Source organism: Exiguobacterium oxidotolerans JCM 12280 (assembly GCF_000702625.1).
Classification (GTDB): domain Bacteria; phylum Bacillota; class Bacilli; order Exiguobacteriales; family Exiguobacteriaceae; genus Exiguobacterium_A; species Exiguobacterium_A oxidotolerans.
Genome location: NZ_JNIS01000001.1, coordinates 2635825 through 2653657 on the forward strand (window position 1 = coordinate 2635825; position 17833 = coordinate 2653657).

The 17833-nt window shown below is 49.0% G+C and carries 16 protein-coding genes; 6 read left to right on the top strand and 10 right to left on the bottom strand.

Features of this window, described 5'->3' with window-relative positions:
• Window positions 1–14: 14 nt before the first annotated feature.
• Window positions 15–1475: an MDR family MFS transporter gene (locus P403_RS0113470; RefSeq protein WP_029333122.1), complete on the top strand. Its 1461-nt coding sequence runs from the start codon at window positions 15–17 to the stop codon at window positions 1473–1475.
• A 54-nt stretch (window positions 1476–1529) separates the two neighbouring features.
• Here P403_RS0113470 and P403_RS0113475 read toward each other — a convergent pair whose 3' ends face one another.
• Window positions 1530–2426 (bottom strand): DMT family transporter, encoded by an 897-nt coding sequence (locus tag P403_RS0113475; RefSeq protein WP_029333123.1) that lies wholly within the window; start codon window positions 2424–2426, stop codon window positions 1530–1532.
• Between the two features lie 43 nt (window positions 2427–2469).
• On the opposite strand from P403_RS0113475, the gene P403_RS0113480 reads away from it, so the two are divergent.
• The 5 genes from P403_RS0113480 to P403_RS0113500 all read left to right on the top strand — a co-directional run bounded on the left by P403_RS0113480 (window position 2470) and on the right by P403_RS0113500 (window position 9678).
• Entirely contained in the window at window positions 2470–4590 is a 2121-nt protein-coding gene (locus tag P403_RS0113480) for a type IA DNA topoisomerase (RefSeq protein ID WP_029333124.1), read from the top strand.
• A complete protein-coding gene (locus P403_RS0113485; protein WP_029333125.1) occupies window positions 4590–5015 on the top strand; it encodes a hypothetical protein in 426 nt (141 codons plus the stop codon). Before P403_RS0113480 ends, P403_RS0113485 begins: the two co-directional genes overlap by 1 nt.
• A 60-nt stretch (window positions 5016–5075) precedes the next feature.
• Window positions 5076–5561 (top strand): hypothetical protein, encoded by a 486-nt coding sequence (locus P403_RS0113490; protein WP_029333126.1) that lies wholly within the window; start codon window positions 5076–5078, stop codon window positions 5559–5561.
• Between the two features lie 237 nt (window positions 5562–5798).
• Entirely contained in the window at window positions 5799–8366 is a 2568-nt protein-coding gene (locus P403_RS0113495) for an ATP-binding protein (protein ID WP_029333127.1), read from the top strand.
• A gap of 196 nt (window positions 8367–8562) precedes the next feature.
• Complete coding sequence (locus P403_RS0113500) at window positions 8563–9678, top strand: MFS transporter (RefSeq protein ID WP_235195220.1); 1116 nt, start codon at window positions 8563–8565, stop codon at window positions 9676–9678.
• A 168-nt stretch (window positions 9679–9846) separates the two neighbouring features.
• On the opposite strand, the gene P403_RS0113505 is transcribed toward P403_RS0113500, so the two are convergent.
• The 9 genes from P403_RS0113505 to P403_RS0113545 all read right to left on the bottom strand — a co-directional run bounded on the left by P403_RS0113505 (window position 9847) and on the right by P403_RS0113545 (window position 17816).
• The gene (locus P403_RS0113505) at window positions 9847–11025 is read right to left on the bottom strand and encodes an MFS transporter (protein ID WP_029333129.1); all 1179 of its coding nucleotides are present in this window, start codon (window positions 11023–11025) and stop codon (window positions 9847–9849) included.
• 143 nt (window positions 11026–11168) lie between these two features.
• Entirely contained in the window at window positions 11169–11768 is a 600-nt protein-coding gene (locus P403_RS0113510; protein WP_235195221.1) for an ABC transporter permease, read from the bottom strand.
• 23 nt (window positions 11769–11791) lie between these two features.
• Window positions 11792–12964 carry an IS200/IS605 family element RNA-guided endonuclease TnpB gene (tnpB, locus tag P403_RS0113515; RefSeq protein ID WP_029333131.1) on the bottom strand — a complete coding sequence of 391 codons (1173 nt, stop codon included), beginning with the start codon at window positions 12962–12964 and terminating at the stop codon, window positions 11792–11794.
• Between the two features lie 72 nt (window positions 12965–13036).
• Window positions 13037–13183 carry a hypothetical protein gene (locus P403_RS16525; protein ID WP_235195222.1) on the bottom strand — a complete coding sequence of 49 codons (147 nt, stop codon included), beginning with the start codon at window positions 13181–13183 and terminating at the stop codon, window positions 13037–13039.
• Entirely contained in the window at window positions 13183–13884 is a 702-nt protein-coding gene (locus P403_RS0113525) for an ABC transporter ATP-binding protein (protein WP_029333132.1), read from the bottom strand. The genes P403_RS16525 and P403_RS0113525 overlap by 1 nt, the downstream gene beginning before the upstream one ends.
• 53 nt (window positions 13885–13937) lie before the next feature.
• On the bottom strand, window positions 13938–14489 hold the full coding sequence (locus P403_RS0113530) for an MFS transporter (protein WP_029333133.1): 552 nt from the start codon (window positions 14487–14489) through the stop codon (window positions 13938–13940).
• A gap of 11 nt (window positions 14490–14500) precedes the next feature.
• Window positions 14501–15928 carry an FAD-binding oxidoreductase gene (locus P403_RS0113535; protein ID WP_084157675.1) on the bottom strand — a complete coding sequence of 476 codons (1428 nt, stop codon included), beginning with the start codon at window positions 15926–15928 and terminating at the stop codon, window positions 14501–14503.
• Complete coding sequence (locus tag P403_RS0113540; RefSeq protein ID WP_029333135.1) at window positions 15925–16953, bottom strand: ABC transporter permease subunit; 1029 nt, start codon at window positions 16951–16953, stop codon at window positions 15925–15927. Before P403_RS0113540 ends, P403_RS0113535 begins: the two co-directional genes overlap by 4 nt.
• On the bottom strand, window positions 16950–17816 hold the full coding sequence (locus tag P403_RS0113545; RefSeq protein WP_029333136.1) for an ABC transporter permease subunit: 867 nt from the start codon (window positions 17814–17816) through the stop codon (window positions 16950–16952). The genes P403_RS0113540 and P403_RS0113545 overlap by 4 nt, the downstream gene beginning before the upstream one ends.
• Between the last annotated feature and the right edge of the window lie 17 nt (window positions 17817–17833).

The following is a 17833-nucleotide window of genomic DNA, read 5'->3' on the forward strand; positions in this document are numbered from 1 at the left end:
GGAAGTGCGAAGGAATGAGAAAAAATGTCACGATTGCGCTATTATTAGCAACGTTTTTAGCCGCGATCGAAGGAACGATCGTCGCGACGGCAACGCCCGTCATGGCGAGTGAATTAAATGGAGCGAAGCTCGTCAGTTGGATTTTTGCAGGGTTTCTTTTATTTATGGCGGTTTCGACACCGATTTACGGGAAGATGGCCGATTTATATGGGCGCAAACGCGTCTTGTTATTTGGAATCGGGGTCTTTACGGTCGCTTCGTTAGCATGTGGACTCGCCCAGTCGATGGAAACCTTAATCATTTTCCGTGCGGTCCAAGGAATCGGGGCAGGCGCGGTTCTCCCGATTGCGATGACAATCATCGGCGATTTGTATACATATGAAGAGCGCGGAAAAATTCAAGGAATCTTGAGTGCTGTTTGGGGGATATCCGGTGTTGCCGGACCACTCCTCGGAGGATTTTTAGTTGAATCGTTATCTTGGCGGTATATTTTCCTGTTGAACGTTCCGTTTGCGCTCGTGTCGTTCATCATGATCGTCGTCTTCTATAAGGAAACTGTCAAGGCGACGTCGCGGAAAATTGATTACCGGGGAGCACTACTATTTGCAGTTGGTATGAGTGCCTTACTATATGGTCTGTTATCAGGAAGTGAAGCGGAACAGTTTTTACGTCCGACAGTCATCGGTAGTTTTTTGATCAGTGCGGTGCTGTTGTTTCTCTTTTATCGGGCCGAGAAAAAGGCGAGTGATCCACTCCTGCCGCCGGCTGTCATCAAACATCCTGTCATTGTCGTGATTAACCTGGCAGTGTTCTTCTCCGCCTGGGTGCTCGTCTCGATGTCAGCCTACATCCCGATTTTTGCACAAGGCGTCCTCGGAAAAAGTCCGACCGAAGCCGGCTTCATGTTGATGCCGCTCTCGTTATTTTGGACGATTACGGCAATCATCGGTGGGCGGACGATTGGGACGGCGTCACCGCGTTATCGAACGATGTCCGGGATGGGGTTACTCGTCGTCGGGATGCTGATTTTAGTCTTCATCTCACGTGAGACGAGTGATGTGTTCCTCTATCTTGCGGTTTCCTTGATTGGAATCGGGTTCGGTTTATCGCAACCGGTCTTCATCGTTGTCTTGCAAACGTCAGTCGGTCGCTCGCTCCGTGGTTCAGCGACGGCCGTCAACTCCTTTTTGAGTACGACGGGACAAACGCTTGGTGTCGCCATCTTCGGGACGATTTTTAATCTATCGATCATTCAAGCGTTTAACGATTCGAAAATATTATCCGGTTATTCAATTGATCCGTTTTTCCAAGCGACGACGGCGAACCGGTACGGGAATGCCGTCCATACGGCGGCGGAACTGGCCTTAGCAGACGGGTTACGGCTCGTCTTCATCGGCGGTGTCTTATGTGCGCTCGTCGCGTTCGCGATGACGTTCCGCTTACCAAAAGTTCGTCCGGACGATAAACCAAACTAAAAAAACCGCTGAACGTCCGACTCGCAGGTGAGAGGAGGACGTTCAGCGGTTTGCTTATTCAGTAACAGAAGTCGCCGTTTCACGTGCGACGAGTTGCGCCCGGATGTCTTTTTCATTCCGGCGTAAGAACAGACCGATGCCGACAAGGAGTAGTGCGGCACCCGTGATTTGAATCCAAGTCAGCGATTCCTGGAATAAGAAGTACCCGAAAATCATCCCCCAGACCGCTTCACCGAGAATCGTGATGCTGACGATGCTCGCACTGACACGGGACAGCGCCCAGTTGAACAAATTATGCCCGAGTAACGTCGGGAAGATGGCGAGCAACACATAAATCAACCAATCTGTTTGAAAAGCCGAAACCAAGTCGACGGACTGAATCAACGAGAACAGCAGCAAGACGACGGACGCGACGGCATAGACGGCAAAGGAATATGTATTCGTCGAGACGCTTGTCCGGACGTGTTGGCCGAGTAACCAGTATCCGGCGACTAAAATCGTCGCGAGTAGGGCCAGCCCGTCACCAATCAAGGCACGCGTTCCGACGGCGATGTCACCGTATGCGACAAGTCCGCCGCCAAGCAGGGCGACGCCGACGAAAAACAGCGCTTTACGTGACGGATGTTGCTTAAAGAAGACGGCGTTCCCGACTAACACGAAGATCGGACTGGCGGTTACGAAGAGCGTTGAGCTGGCAACTGTCGTATAATCAAGAGAGAGAAACCAAAGCCAAAAGTGTCCGGCTAACAGGACGCCACTTAAAATCATGTGGCGAATCGTTGCGGAACTGAGGCTGAACAATTCTTTAACTTGAATGAGCGGCAGTAAAAGAAACGTCGAGAATAACATTCGGAAAAAAGCGACGGCCTCGATTGGCGTGTCTGCCCATTTCACGAAAATAGCCGATGTCGAAATAAAGAATAACGCCATGAATAAAGTAAAATACGGCATGAGTACCTCCACGTGTCTGTAGTTAGGAAATGAGGGTGTAACGATGCAATTGATCATTGCGGAAAAACCAAAACAGGCTGAAAAGCTCGCAGCGCCCTATCCATCGGTCAAGCGAGACGGATACATCGAAATCAAACCGTGTGAGCGTTTCCCGAGTGGAGCGAAACTGGCTTACGCCGTCGGTCATCTTTGTGAATTACAGGAACCGGCCCATTATGATGCCAAGTGGAAACGCTGGAACTATGACCATCTGCCAATCATTCCGGAACGGTTCGATTACCGGCTCGCGAAAGGGAAGAGCAAAGCCTTTCAAGTCATTAAAAAACTGTTGAACGAGCGGACGACGACTTCCATCATTATAGCATCTGATGCCGAGCGAGAGGGAGAGGCAATCGTCCGATTGATTCTTCGCCTGGCCAATAATGCAAAACCGATCGAGCGACTGTGGATTTCAAGTTTGACGCCGCAAGCCGTCGATCATGGATTTGCGAATCTACTGGACGGAAAAGCAACGGAAAATATTTTTCATGAGGCGATGAGCCGTGCATGCGCCGATTGGCTGATCGGCATGAATGCATCGCGTGCCTATACGACGTTACTGAAGAAAAAAGGCATTGCCGATGTCTTTTCGCTTGGGCGTGTCCAGACACCGACACTTGCCTTGATCGTCGACCGTGAGAAACAAATCGAACAGTTCAAGCCGGAAACCTATTTTGAAGTCGAGGCTGACTTTTCGCTATTTAAAGGAAAGTACATCGATCAAAAAAAACAGACGAAGCTGACCGACCGGGCACTCGCAGAAGCAATCAAGGAGCGGACGAAAGGGGAAGGCGTCGTTGCGTCCATTACGAAGACGGAACAAGTCGAGAAACCGCCGTTCTGGTTCAGTTTATCGTTGTTGCAAACGGAAGCGAGTCGCCGCTTTGGACTCGGTGCTAAAGAAACACTTGATATCGCCCAAAAACTCTACATTCGCGGCTGGATCAGTTACCCGCGGACGGATTCATCGTTCGTCTCAAAAGAGGAAGCGGGTCAGTTCCCGACGATTTTGAACCGACTGCTGAAGCAACCGGAATACGGTGGACTGAAGGAAATCTTGACGAAAGATCCGACACACGATAAACGGTATGTCAATTCTGCGAAAGTCAGTGATCACTATGCGATCATCCCGACAGAAGAAGCAGGAGCGGTCGCGAAGTTATCGGGGCGTGACGCACAAGTGTACGATTTAATCGTCCGGCGTTTTTTAGCAGCGTTTGCGCCACCCGCGCGCGCTGAAAAAACAGACATCATCACGACAAGGGAGCAAGATCGTTTCCTGACGAAAGGCAGTCGGACGATTGCGCGCGGTTTCAAAGAAGTTTTACAAATTGAGGCGAAGGAAGTCGAGCTGCCGGCAGTCGAACACGGACAACACGTCGCGATCAAGGGGGCGAAGGTACTTGAAAAACAAACGGAGCCACCGAAACGCTATACGGAAGGAACATTAATCCTCGGCATGAAGACAGCGGGGAAAGTTCTTGAAAATGAGTTACAAGCCATCATGAAGGAAATCGAGGGACTCGGTACGGAAGCGACGCGTGCCGGAATCATCGACGGATTAAAGCGACGCGATTACATCCAGTTGAAGAAAAAAGAGATCCATCCGACGGCAAAAGGGCGGATTTTAATCGAAGCCGTCAGCGGGAGCATCTTGGCATCACCTGAGATGACGGCAAAGTGGGAAAGCCGGCTCGACCAAATCGGTAAAGGGGAAGCATCCGCTGCCCAGTTCGTCGAACAAGCGAAAAAATTGTCGCAACACCTCGTCGATGATGCGAAGTCGCGTGTCGAGCAACTGCATGTCGATCCGTCGAAAGTCAAATCAAAAACCCGTCACGCCGCGGCAACGAACCGCCCGGTCGGACCGTGTCCGCTCTGTCAGGCGGAAGTACTTGACCGTGGGAAGTTTTATGGCTGCAGCGGGTATCAAAAGACGAACTGCGGTTTTACCTTGCCGAAAACAATCCTCGGAGCGCGCGTGACACAGACGGAAGTCAAAAAAATCTTAGCGACTCAAAAAACAAAACCGCTCGAGATGAAGAAAAATGGCCGGACATTCAAGGCGATGTTGTATCTCGAGCGCGATCAACTCAAATTCGAGTTTATGAAAGGAGAGTCATGATGCATTACGATTTAATGGAGAACAGGGCGTTCATTCCGATGTTCGAACGTTTTTTGAAGGAAGGAACAACATTGACGGTTTGGTTTCCCGATGAAGTGACGGTCGGACAAGCCGATGATTTGATTTTTGAAGCGGAAGAACTATTCGGTGTAGTGGCGGAAGTCATCGACGACCCCCAATCATTTGGCAAAGCACTGTTGTTGCCATATTTGACAGAACAGCAAACACGGGAAGACGGATTTATTCAGTATGAGACAGCGATGACGGAAGAAGTCAAAGCAGTCTTACGGGAACTGACCTTACCGATGATGACGGAAGGCGATTTTTCCGTCCTGTATTCCTATCAGATTGATGGATCTGCCGGATCGCTGTTTGTTGAAGATTGGTTTAATGCGGAAGTTTTGCTTGGAGATGGAAAGAACTAGAAACCTTTTGCACGTCGTTTGCGTATGAACAGATATCAAACGAAGTAGGGGGAAATGTTCATGTCAAGTATTACTACGGGTCCGCTCCTGTCGCTGCTGAAGACGGGAGGGACGATGGCTTACGTCGAAGGAGAAAGTTTCTTTTCAGACATGCCGGTCTTCATGGTCATCTTTTTTATCGCGATCTTGTCTTTTATGGCTTTTGCCTTGATCAGTGCCGTCACGAAAGGCGTCTCGACGAACAGTTTGACGAATCATTTGCGCCATCATGCTTCTGAGCTCGTTACACCGACGGAAGAGGGGGCGCAAGCCTACGTCGCCTATCTCCGTTCCTTGTCGATGTTTCCGGTCGAGAAAACAAATTTAGAGCCGGTCCGGTTAGTGAAAGGAATCTCAACGTTGATCAGCACGACGGATCAAATCACGGAGATGACGAAACAAGACATCACGGCCCAGTATGCAAGGCTTGGTCTGCTCGACGGCGAAATCTTAGCAGATGAAGCACCTGTCCATCATCATTCGACGCACCATTCACACCACTCATGAACAAATATGTCCGGTCACGATGATGTGGCGGGGCATTTTTTCTGACGAAAAAGGAGCGAATCCGAACCTTTTTGTCATGTTTTTGTAACATACAACTATTTTTATTAAAATTAGATGAAAAGTAAAAGATTTTGAGCATATTTAATGGAAAAGTATAAAAAACCTTTACAATAGGAAGGACAGGTATCTCCTATACGTATTATTCAACTAGAGGAGAAGGGGGAGGATCGATCGTTTATGAGAACATGGCTTAATCGAACAATCGGACGCCAAATCATGTCCGCTTTCTATATCATTTTAGCAATGTTATTGCTGACATCAGCAGGCGTATATTTCTATACGAAACAGCAGGTGCAAGAAGCTAAACAAGAACTTGCGACGTTAAACGAACACCGGACCAATGCGACGAATTTATATGAATCGTGGCAAAGTCTTCAATATGAGATGCGGGGATTCGTCTTACTTGGAGACGATGAAATGTTAGAGGAAATTAAAGCGAAACAACAAAATATCGATCAACAAACGACATGGTTCGAAAAAAATGCGGCATTTGCAGAAGAAGAGCAATACGCAAATGATGCACGGGAGCTGTATGACGCATACACGACGCGCGTCATGCCGAGCCTGATTAATTATGTTGACGCTAAAAAAGACGGTGAAGTCGAAGAACCGTTCTTACAAATGGCGACGCTCGGTAAAGTCACGCAAACACCGAACCTGGATGCGGATCGGAAATTTAACATCGATACGAAAAGTGCAGCGGACATGAGTTCGAGTATCGTTGACATGGAGACCGTCTTTACGGATTATCGTAATTCATTAAATGAGAAGGAACTCGCTGCCCAAAATCGACTAGGGACACAAGTTAACTCATCTCAAGTTCTCGGCTTAATTAACTTAGCAGTTCTTTTATTCATCATCGTGTTATTCGTTCGACCATTTATCGCGAAAATTACGCGTCAATTGCGTCAATTGAACCGAGAGAGCAGTCGATTAGCAAAAGGTGAAGATGCTTCACCTATTGAGGTCTTAAATGCAAAAGACGAGATTGGCGAGTTGACGACGACATTTAATTTAATGGCTGCGTCGATTTCAAATCAAAAATCGCAACTCGTCTCAAGTAACGATGAATTACAAAGTCAACAAGAAGAGTTAGTTGCCCAACAAGAGGAGCTTCAAACACAACAAGAAGAACTCGAAGAAGCGCTTGATGTGACGTTACGCAATGAGACGCATCTGCGGTACCGGAATGAATTGACAGAAACGCTCGCTTCACGCGAGACGTTAACAGCTTATCCTGCCATCATCGAAAAATTAATCTCGATTACAGATGCCGAGTTCGGAGCGATTGTCTTTCTTGACGAGGACGAGTATACGGATATCGTCTCTTACGGCATGACGGTCGATCAAGAACGGAAACTTTTGACGTCATCACTTTCTCTACTTGAGCGAGCGCGTATGCATAAAAAAGCCGTACGTTCAACGAAACAAGTGACGAGTGATCATCCGTTGCCGTACCCTTATAGCATGTATGAAACGGTCGTACCCGTCATGGACCCATCGACGAACATGATGATTGCAAGCATCTATCTTGTCCGCTACCGTGATCAATTCAATGAAGACCAAACGGCTGAAATTTGGTCGTTCTCTCGTCAGCTCGCCTTGTCCTTACTACGGATGCGTGTGTTCGATGAAATTGAGCGGGAACGTGAAAAAACATCGAAACTGCTACACTCGATTCGTGAGGCAGTCATGTATATCGAAGAAGACCGGATTTTTGCCAATCGTCCATTGCTTGCGTTGTTCCATCATCCAGCGCACGATCAGTTCAATGACGAGGGCTTGATGACGCTCGATGTCAAAATTGAAGAATTGGCGGTTCAAGTCGATCAACACGATGCCTTCCTTGAGTACATGAATCAAGTCTGTAGTCATCAAGTACCGACGGAAAGTCTTTCGCTATCACTTAATAAAGAGGAGCGTTTCGTCACGCTCTATGCAGAAGGGATTCATTACGGTGGACGTTTCCGTGGGACGATGCTCGTCTTGCGTGACGTCACGGTCGAAACAGAAGTCGACCGGATGAAGTCGGAATTCGTCTCGACGGTGTCGCATGAGTTGCGCACACCACTCGCTTCGATTTTCGGCTACACGGAACTGATGTTAGCAAAAGAGTTGACACCTAACCGCCAACAACGCTATCTCGAAACGATTCATGCCGAGACTGAGCGATTGACGGGACTCGTCAATGACTTCCTCGATGTACAACGGATGGAGTCCAGTCAGCAACACTATCATTTTAAAGAGCTTGACGTCGTAGCGATGATTCGTGAAATCGCTGAGTTCCAAGTCGGTTCGTCTCAAACTCATACTGTCTTGCTCGAGACGGATGACGCGGCAGTCGAAATGATTCAAGCCGATGAACAAAAAATGCGACAACTGTTCGGTAATTTAATCAACAACGCCATCAAGTATTCACCGGACGGTGGCGCGATTACGATTGGAATCGAACCTGCCGATGACTTATTGCGGATTCGGATTCAAGATGAAGGAATCGGTATTCCCCGTCACGCCTTGCCAGAGTTATTCAGCAAGTTTTACCGGGTCGATAATTCCGATAGCCGAAAAATTGGTGGAACAGGACTTGGGCTTGCAATCTGCCAAGAAATCGTTCGTGCCCATGAAGGCATGATTCACGTCGATTCGACAGAAGGCGCCGGTTCGAGCTTTACAGTCGAATTGCCCATCATTCAAGAAAGTCCGACAGCACTCTCACCAACACTGGAAATGACTGATTTTGAATGAAGGAAACCCTCTGCGTCCATACGGCGTAGGGGGTTTTGTCTATCTACGATATAATCACGGACATGGGATTAACTTGCTTGGAATCGGGAAATGGAAACTAACGGTTTTTCTAAAAAATAAGAGAGGATGTTGACTGATGCGTACAATCCGCCCTCCTTGTTAAACGGCGATTCAAGCGAACGTCCGTAAATTGTACATGATGCGTTTTGCAACAGCTTTCGTGCCTGCTTATGTGATTGAGCGGTTGTTTTGGGAAGCGCGTGGGATGAGTGTTCTCGATGTGATTTACGCAGAAATTGTCTTCGCTTTGACTCAATTGTCGCTTGAGTTGCCGTTCGGACGAGCCACCGATCGCTTCGGGCGAAAGTGGTTTCTCGTCTTCGGGATGGTGGCAGAATGTCTATCCTTCGCAATGCTATTGAACGCGTACACGTTGACTGCTTTTTTAGGTGCGATGGTACTCGCAGGGGTCGGGGCTGCTGCGATCAGCGGGACAGAAGAAGCCTTCTTATTTGAGACGCTTGAACAAGTCGGTCAAGTCGAGCGATTCGAACGGACAGTTGGTCGACTGAATGCAGTCAGCCTCATGACAGCTGGACTTGCTGCCCTCATCGGCAGTTGGTTAACGCAGTCCACTGCGTTTGAATTTCATTACAAGATTTCGCTCATCAGTTTAATGAGTGCGACATTGGTTAGCCTGACGTTACGTGAAACGCGACTCGTGGTTGAAGAATCGACAGCCCGTCCACTTCGTCTCGTTTGGCGAGAACTGAGAACACGCCCCATGTTGATCCGGATTTTTCTGTTTAGTGTCCTATTCGGGACGACGATTAATTTCATCGAAGAATTTTGGCAATTGTCAATGCGTGATCGTGGCATTCCCGTGACTGGATTTGGTCTCGTGTTCATTTTAATTATGGTAGCGCAAGGCGTTGGCAACCTGTTGCCCGCATTGACGAAGGGTTCGTTGACGGTAAACTTGAACGGGATGTTAGTCGTCTTTTTCGTAAGTGTCATTAGTTTTTCTTTGACGGGAATGGCAAGTATCCTCTTCCTGTTCATGGTGTTTCTGTTATACGGTCAGTCGGAGCCGATGACGAGTAGTCTCTTGCAAACTTATGCGTCAGCAAAAGAGCGGGCAACAATCGTTTCCATTGCTTCCTGGCTAGAGAGTGTGCTGATCATCATTGTCGGTCTCGGGTTCGGATTCATCAGTGAGTGGGCGAGTTTGGACATAGCGTATGTGTATCTGTGTCTCGTGTCGTTCGTCCTTTGGTTATGCGTTGCGTGGTTAAGCAAACGACGAGAGTGACCATCTGACGGCTACACGGGAAGGCCTGCTTAAAACATGGTGTTCGTCGTATGGACGATATCGAAAACGCCGCTGATTCCGTATGGAAAACGGAATCAGCGGCGTTTCATTGTGAAAAGACGAAGTGTCTCTAACACATGCCTTTAGTTGTATGTTTAAAACCGTTGCTTAGGAAATCTGTTGCGTCCGTTCGGTTGCTACTTGCTTGCGTAATTGCCGGGCCGGCCGAATCATTAACAACGCGATGATACTCGCGATGAGATAGACGACTTCGATACTCAGCCAATCGGCGAGAAGACCGAACAGGAGACTCCCGAGACAAAAGCTGACTGTATAGACGGTCTGTTGAACACTGTAAACGTAAGGTAACCGTGCAATCGGTGTATCGGCTTGAAGCCGTGTATTTAATTCTATCGCCCGGAGTTGACTGGCGTAGCCCTGGACGACGCAAGCAATCAAGGCGACTACAACATGAGGAGCAAATCCGAATAGAAGTGTCGCGGCAATCGAGAGGAATACACTGATTTGAAGCAGTGACCGTCCCTGTTGGCGTCGCAACATCTGGTAACTCCCGACAATCATGCTGAGCAGGTAAAACGCATTCAAGATGCCCCACCAACTGTCCGAGACATGGAGGTGTGTCGCGATGTAGACGAGGAATAACGCTGAAATCCAGGCGGTACTCGCGAAAGCATCGATGCCAAGCAATGTCGTATTCAAACGGGCAGATAAGTGAGTCCGGGTATAGTGCACGCTCGAACGAAACGACGGTTCAAAGCCTTCTTCTTCGATCGGTTTTTCAAGCGAGCGCACTTGATAACGAAATAACGCCGTCACGATAGAGGCGACAAGAAAGAGCAGCAAGGACACAAACAAGACGGACTGGGGCGACCCTGTGCTGACTAAAATCGCTCCGAGCGGCCACATGATCAGTTGGACGACTTGATTCGTTCCTTGGACGATGCTGTTTGCTTTTTGGAAATCGGTCGTGATTTGCGGAATGAAGGCACTTTCAATCGGTCGGGCAAATCCGTCGAGAAAGGCAATCCAAACCACGAGAACGAGCAACGCGACGAGTGGTAAATCAAGCAGGACGATCAAGGCGAGCGAGAGGGTCTTCATGAGCTGGCTGAGCAACAAAAGCGTTGCATGGGGCATCTGCTTCGCAAGGCGGGCGAAAAAGAAGCCGCTGACCGTCATGCCGGCCGTTACGGCAATCGGAAAGAGCGCAGCTGTGCTCGCCTGTCCTGTTTGTTGATACAAGGTAGCGATGAGGGCGACGATGTAGAGCGCGTCCCCCGCATTCGCTATCCACTGGCTGACCAGTAAAGTCGTAAAACGGTTCATCTAAAAAACCTCCACATCAATCATATTTAGTTAGTGGTTAGGAGTTTAGATGAATTTACATTGGACGGCCTCATTTCGGTCAATTTTGACTAAAGTATATAAGGGAAATAATGGATTGTCAATTCCCTTTGTACGAAGTGCCCTTACACCGGCCGCTGTTTCCGTAAGGCACGCATGTTGAGGAGGACGAAGACAAGCATAAATCCGGCAAGGACCACAAGATCGAGCCAAATTTCACGGAAGCCGTACCCGCGAATCATGATGTTTTGCAGGGCATCAGCGGCGTAGGTCAACGGCATCAGCCGATTGATGACTTCGACCCAGGTCGGGGCATCCGTCAAATCGAATAGACAGCTGAAAAAGATTTGCGGGACGATTGCGAGCGGGATGAACTGAATCAATTGAAATTCCGTCCGTGCGAAACTCGACAGCAGGAGTCCGAGTGACAGGGCGACGCTTGCCGTCAATAAATTGACGAAGAGTAACAGAAAATAGTTGCCTTGTTGTGTCACGTTTAAGACATTAACGATGAATAATTGAATTAAAATCGTCTGGATCGTGACGAATAAGAAAAAACCGACAAAATATCCGAAGACGATGCTCGACCGTCTGAGCGGAGTAGCAAGGGTCCGCTCGAGCGTCCCGCTGGACCGTTCACGGAGGAAGCTGACCCCGGCGATGATGAAGACGATTGAACTACCTCCACCTACGCTTCGCTTAGAGGTGGAGGATTCCTGAGTCATCCGACCTAACGGTCGAAAATTGATCAGGCTAACCCCGTCGTCCCGACGGTTGAAGAAGCTAGGATGCGTTCAGCTTCTTGTTTGAGGTTCAGTCCTGCGTTCACATCGCGGTCGTGATGGATCCCGCAACTCGGGCATGTCCATTCACGCAAGCCAAGATGTTTCACGTCTTTGTGTTGATGTCCGCAACTGGAGCACAGTTGACTAGAGGCGAAGGTCTTGCCGACTTTCACGACGGTCTTCCCGTACCATTCCGCCTTGTATCCGAGCATGCGGAAGAACTCCGACCAACTGACCTCGGAGATGGACTTGCTCAACTTGCGATTCTTCTGCATGTTCTTCACCTGCAAGGTCTCGATCCCGATGACGTCGTGGTTTTTGACGATCTCGGTCGATACCTTGTGCAGGAAATCGGTTCGCTTGTTCGCGATCTTCTCGTGGATGCGGGCGACCTTCCGCTTCTGCTTCTGGTAGTTCTTCGCCTCGGAAAGTGTTACTTTCTTGTCCAAGGCCAACCGTTGACGACGAGAGAGCTTACGTTGTTCACGTGCGAGCTTTTTCTCAAGCGAACGGAAGTAACGGTCATTCTTGTACACCGTGCCGTCCGACAGGATGGCGAAGTGCTTCAACCCGACATCGACGCCGACGGACGAGCCTGTCTTCGGCATTTCGTTGCTCTCCTGCTCGACGAGCAGGGAGACGAAGTATTTTCCTGAAGCGTTACGCCGGATGGTCGCGTTCAAGATGCGACCGACGACCTGCCTCGAGTTGGCGAAACGGACCCACTTCAGCTTTGGAATTTTGATTTTGGTGCCGACGATCGAGACTTCTGGAAGTTGAGACTTGCCTTGAATGTTCGTCTTATACGATTGAACAGGGTTGCACTTCGACTTGAAGCGGGGTCGTTCGTTCTGCTTCTTGAAGAAGCGGTCAAAGGCATCGGCAAGATGCTTGACGCTCGTCTGCACGGACGTGCTATCGACTTCCTTCAGCCAGTCGAACGCCTGCTTCAACGACGGAATTTCTTTCGAGCAAGACCCGTAAGACAGTCCTTTACCTGTCGCTTTATACGTCTCATCCCACTTCGCTAAGAAGTGGTTGAAGACGAAGCGTGAACAACCGATCGTCTTCGCGATCAGGATTTCCTGCTCTTTTGTCGGATAGATTCTGAATTTGTAGGCCTTGTGAGTCAACATGATGTTCACCTCCTTACAAAGGATATACCCGAAAGAGAGGGTGGCGATTCATCTCCCACTTTCACTAGGGATTCACCCTGATCGTTTAGAAGTGGGCGTATTCTCGCCTAATTTAGATAAAAAGAGGACGAATAGGGGGGCGAGGAACATCATCGCAATGGTCCGCTTGTCCCGAAAAATTTGCGAGATGACACGTTCTGCTACGGTCAGTGTCTGCATCAGACTCGCTCCTTTCGGATGAAGGCTTCATCGATTGAACCGAATCGCTGAATTAATTCCGCGGGCGTCCCGGCGTCAATCAACCGCCCATGTTGAATCAATAATAAACGATCGCACCGCTCGGCTTCATCCATGACGTGTGTCGTGACGAGGATGGTGACGCCAGACTTCCGCAGTTGGTCGAACTCATGCCAAAATGTTTTCTTGAGGGCGGGATCAATTCCGACGGTCGGTTCATCAAGCAGAAGCAAAGTCGGTTCATGAATCAAGGCGATCGCCAGACTGAGGCGACGCTTCATCCCGCCGGAAAATTGATGGATCGGCCGGTCGGCATCCTGCTTTAAGTCGACGAATTCGAGGACGGCTTCAATTCGGGCGCGGAGGCGGTCTTTTTTTAAGCCGTACAGCTTGCCGAAATAGCGTAAATTGCCACGTGCCGTCAAATCCTCATACAAAGCATCAGCTTGCGCCATATAACCGATTTTTTCTGCCTGACGTAACGACGGCTGCTCTGATCCGAGTACAGTGACCGTTCCACTTGACGGGGTTTGGAGACCAATCAGCGACTTGATTAATGTTGTTTTACCAGATCCGCTTAGTCCAATCAGCCCGACGATTTCACTCGGACCAATCGAAAAATTGACATCCGTCAACACGTCGATTTTTCCGAAGCGTTGGGAGTAGTTCTTGACTTCGATCATCATTTTCACGTCCCTTCTCTTTTTCTATACCCTCAAATCGGAGCAGGGGAAGCTTACTTTTTTTGTGTGTGGGGAGAAGTCAGTAATAGACGCAGTGTCGCGTAGAAATAACAGACAGAAATGATGTAAAACAGACTGCCGATTGTCAAGAAATCAATCAGATACCCGGCGACAATGATGCCTCCAGCTGACCAAAGGGACGTTTTAAAATGATAGCCCCCGATGTGACGGCCGACGACGGTCGTAGCAATCTCTTGCCGCGCGAGGACGGTTTTTTCCGTATTCTTCTGGATGGCACCAAGAAGACCCATCGCGATTTGAATGAAGTAGACATGACTGATTGCCGTCACGACGGGAATGTATAGCAGCAACAGTGCCATCCCGAGCGTATGGACGACAAGTAAGACCCGGTCCCCGAACCGGTCACTGAAACGACCGATTGCTAAGTAGGCGAAAGCGGACGTCACGGTAAAGAGGCCGTAAGCGAGTCCGAACTGGGCATACGAGTCACCCAGTTCGCGAATTAAGAGTAAGTAAAAGGGGAAGATGACGCTACTGCTCATCAAAATAATACTTTGGACACGGAGAAACAGCGGATAGTTCATGAAAAATCTCCTTACTGGAAGTAGTCGATATAAAATTGATTGAGGAAAACGGCGTGCGGGTCATACTGCTGCTTGGCCGCTTTAAACGCTGTCGCATGCGGATAGGCACGGTTGAATTGTTGGCGCGTCGCAAATGGATAGTACGGTAAATAGTAGCTCCCATCCGCCTCGAGTGTCGCATCAATCAGCTTTTGGATGACACGTTTCGTTTTAGCGAGCGACGTCGGGTCAGTTTTCGTGTGGGTGAGCCAGACGAGTGCGAACATATCCTGTTTCGCATAGGACAATTCGGCCGTCTCATCCTGTTCGACGTAGCGAATCGTGATGTTCAAGACGTTTAAGTCATCCTGCGTTAAGATCGAGCGGATGCGATCAATGTACGGGACAAACGCATCGACCGGGATGAAATATTCCTGCAAGAGCTCGGTCCGCCCCGGGTTCGTATACTCCATGAAGGCACTATCTGAACGCATGACGTTGTTGCGTGATTCATAAGTACCGGTTTGGTTTAAGAAGTAGGATTTTTGGAACGACCACAGCTGGTTCTTACCGAAATCACTATAGCGTGACATGCCTAACAGGGCTTTCGGTAAGGCAATGATACGCTCTTGTTTTAACGGTTCGTTTTCAATCGGAACCGCACGGCTCGACCGCAAATAGTTCGTCAGATACATGTCGCGGAAAAATCCGTCAGGCGCAACCGAAATCCGACCGATGTGCATCCGAACCGCGTCGTTTCCTAACACCTGTTTCCGAAAATAAGTCGGATAATCTTCGTATGATAAACCGATTGTCTGTTGCTGATACCATTCGTCTTCCGTCAATTGTAAGGTGACGTCGAGGATGACACCGAATAATCCGTAACCGCCCGGGACAAGGTGGAACAGCGCCTCATTTTCGGTGCGGCTGACATTCAGGATGGTACCGTTCGCAGTCAACAAGCGAAACGAATCAACCGTATCGAGTAATGAACCATAGCGGATATCCCGACCGTGCACATTGACGCTCAACGCACCACCAACCGTGAAGATATTTTGCGACTGCATGACTTTGATTGCCAAGCGGTCGGGCTGAATTTTTTGCTGGATGCCCGCCCAGGTGACGCCACTTTGAACCGTGATTCTGCGTTGCTTCGGTTGATAGCTTAAAATCCGGTTGTACGATTTCATATCGAGAACGGTCGCACCCGGCAGGTAGGTCTGGCCGCCTTGACTGTGTTGCAGACCGGCAATCGAGATATGTTCTTGTTTGGCAGCCAGCTGCCGGACCCAAGTCGTTAAGTCATTTGTCGACGTCGCCGCGTGGATTTGTTTGACATGTACCGGTAAAATACGAGATTGGTCCGACACGGTGACATCACGTTGTTCGTATGATACATAAGACAAACCAAATGCCGTCATGTAGAGACCAATGACGGCAATGATGAACACTCGTTTCATAATTTCTCCTTTGTCATGGAGTGGGGTGAGACAGAATCAAACGGATTCGTCAAACGTGTCGCAGCGGCTTCTGCCTGTGCGACCGGTTCCGTGAAGATTAGCTGTTCACGTCGCAAGCGATAGGCACGCTCGAGACGACTCGTCAGCAAGTTCCCGAGGAAGACGAGCGCAGCGATGCTGATTGCCGGAATCAGGAACAGGTGATTGATCCAGGAAACGGCTGAAAACTGAAGGAAGTAGAAACCGAACTGGGAAGACCATTCAAAGATCGTTGGTGAAACATCGTTCGCAAAGCGTGAAAGTGTCCCGCCGAAAAATAACCCGAACAAGGACAGGTGAATCAAGACCATCAACGTTTGGACGAACTGTTGCATGAAAACAATGGCAAGTGTCGGTAAAAGATGCGGCCAAATGTGCTTTCTAAATTGGTAATGGGGGCTGCCGCCGAGTGTTCGGGCGACGACCATGAATTCTTGCGTCAACAGGTGCCGCGTTTCACTGACTAAATACATCAGTAAGGCCGGTAACCCAAGTAAAATCAGTACGCCTGTCTCGAAGAGGACACGGGAAGACAAGGACGGGATGTCTTCCGGACTTGCAAAAAATAAGCCCGTCAACAAAATGAAATAGGCCAGTAAGGAAATCGGTAAAATTAAAAAGCCGTCAAGAACGGTACGAATTGCCGTATTTAATCTTTTACCCCGAAAGGCGAGCGGCACGCCGATCAACAGAGCGAGTAGGATGCGTCCGAAGGCGACGGCAAAGCAAATCCCGATCGTCCACTTGGCACCGGCAATCATGATTTGGAATAAATCGTTGCCCGCCCGGTCAGTTCCGAACCACTGCTCACGCGATGGTTCAAGTGGAGATGTCGCGAGGAACGTCCCATCCGCCGCGTACCGGTTCGAGATTTGGTCGACTTGTCCGTCACGAAATAGAGTATGTCCGACACTGAGCAGGAGAAGCGTCGTAAAAATCAGGATACAGCCCCAAAAGAACGGATCACGCAATAAGACACGTCTCATACAGCACCACCTTTCCAAGCTTTTGGAATACAAAGCTCAGCAATCAAGTCAATCAAAAAGAACGGCAAGTAAATCAAGAGGAGCGTCACAAGCAGGACAGGAAGTTGCGGATTCATGATTACGAACCGAAACAGACCTTGGACATTGAATGTGTATTCGATGACGACGAGACTCGATAAAATCGTGATGACGTTGGCGCGGAAAAACAGATAGAACCGATAAAACAAGTTCGGAATCAAGTGTGACCAAAATAAATGATTCGCGTGTGTCCCTTTGGCGCGGGCAAGTTCGATATAGCTGGCTCCTTCCTCTTCTTGAATTTGTCCCGTCAACCATTTGATGAAGAAGAAGAGGGTCGTCAGCGACAGCGTCAGAATCGGAAGGAAACGAATCGAATCAGCAAAACCGCCGGCGACTTCGATTTGATCGAAACCGGTCGTCTTAAAAAGAACGATGATGATGTACTGTGAAAAAATCACCCAAAATAAATCCGGCACCATCTCGAGTACACGCGTCGTCTGCTTCAACAGGTTACGTGTCCGCAGACGCGCACGATAAAACAAAAAGGCATAAGCGAGCGCAGCGATAAACGAACAGACAAGGGCACTACTGAAGATGATCAGCGTCTCCTGGATGAACGGTTTCAAGTCTGGCAACAACGGACGGAGCTGTTGTGCCGTCACATTGTAATAGAGAATCGGTTCGATACCAGTCAAAAACAGGACTTGTTGTTTGAGCGCATCGGTATAATTCGAAAAGTTCGGACGTAACTGGACAATCAATGCCGGTAAGGCGCTGATGCACAGTAAAACGACCAACGATACGATGAACTGAAGCGACTTTCGAATGACGAGGGGAAACATAGTAAAACTCCTTTCCA

Bases quoted from the DNA above. Each gene is read 5' to 3' on its own strand.
- P403_RS0113470 (WP_029333122.1), top strand. From the start codon at position 15: ATGAGAAAAAATGTCACGATTGCGCTATTATTAGCAACGTTTTTAGCC.
- P403_RS0113475 (WP_029333123.1), bottom strand. From the start codon at position 2,426: ATGCCGTATTTTACTTTATTCATGGCGTTATTCTTTATTTCGACATCG.
- P403_RS0113480 (WP_029333124.1), top strand. From the start codon at position 2,470: ATGCAATTGATCATTGCGGAAAAACCAAAACAGGCTGAAAAGCTCGCA.
- P403_RS0113485 (WP_029333125.1), top strand. From the start codon at position 4,590: ATGCATTACGATTTAATGGAGAACAGGGCGTTCATTCCGATGTTCGAA.
- P403_RS0113490 (WP_029333126.1), top strand. From the start codon at position 5,076: ATGTCAAGTATTACTACGGGTCCGCTCCTGTCGCTGCTGAAGACGGGA.
- P403_RS0113495 (WP_029333127.1), top strand. From the start codon at position 5,799: ATGAGAACATGGCTTAATCGAACAATCGGACGCCAAATCATGTCCGCT.
- P403_RS0113500 (WP_235195220.1), top strand. From the start codon at position 8,563: ATGATGCGTTTTGCAACAGCTTTCGTGCCTGCTTATGTGATTGAGCGG.
- P403_RS0113505 (WP_029333129.1), bottom strand. From the start codon at position 11,025: ATGAACCGTTTTACGACTTTACTGGTCAGCCAGTGGATAGCGAATGCG.
- P403_RS0113510 (WP_235195221.1), bottom strand. From the start codon at position 11,768: ATGACTCAGGAATCCTCCACCTCTAAGCGAAGCGTAGGTGGAGGTAGT.
- tnpB (WP_029333131.1), bottom strand. From the start codon at position 12,964: ATGTTGACTCACAAGGCCTACAAATTCAGAATCTATCCGACAAAAGAG.
- P403_RS16525 (WP_235195222.1), bottom strand. From the start codon at position 13,183: ATGCAGACACTGACCGTAGCAGAACGTGTCATCTCGCAAATTTTTCGG.
- P403_RS0113525 (WP_029333132.1), bottom strand. From the start codon at position 13,884: ATGATCGAAGTCAAGAACTACTCCCAACGCTTCGGAAAAATCGACGTG.
- P403_RS0113530 (WP_029333133.1), bottom strand. From the start codon at position 14,489: ATGAACTATCCGCTGTTTCTCCGTGTCCAAAGTATTATTTTGATGAGC.
- P403_RS0113535 (WP_084157675.1), bottom strand. From the start codon at position 15,928: ATGAAACGAGTGTTCATCATTGCCGTCATTGGTCTCTACATGACGGCA.
- P403_RS0113540 (WP_029333135.1), bottom strand. From the start codon at position 16,953: ATGAGACGTGTCTTATTGCGTGATCCGTTCTTTTGGGGCTGTATCCTG.
- P403_RS0113545 (WP_029333136.1), bottom strand. From the start codon at position 17,816: ATGTTTCCCCTCGTCATTCGAAAGTCGCTTCAGTTCATCGTATCGTTG.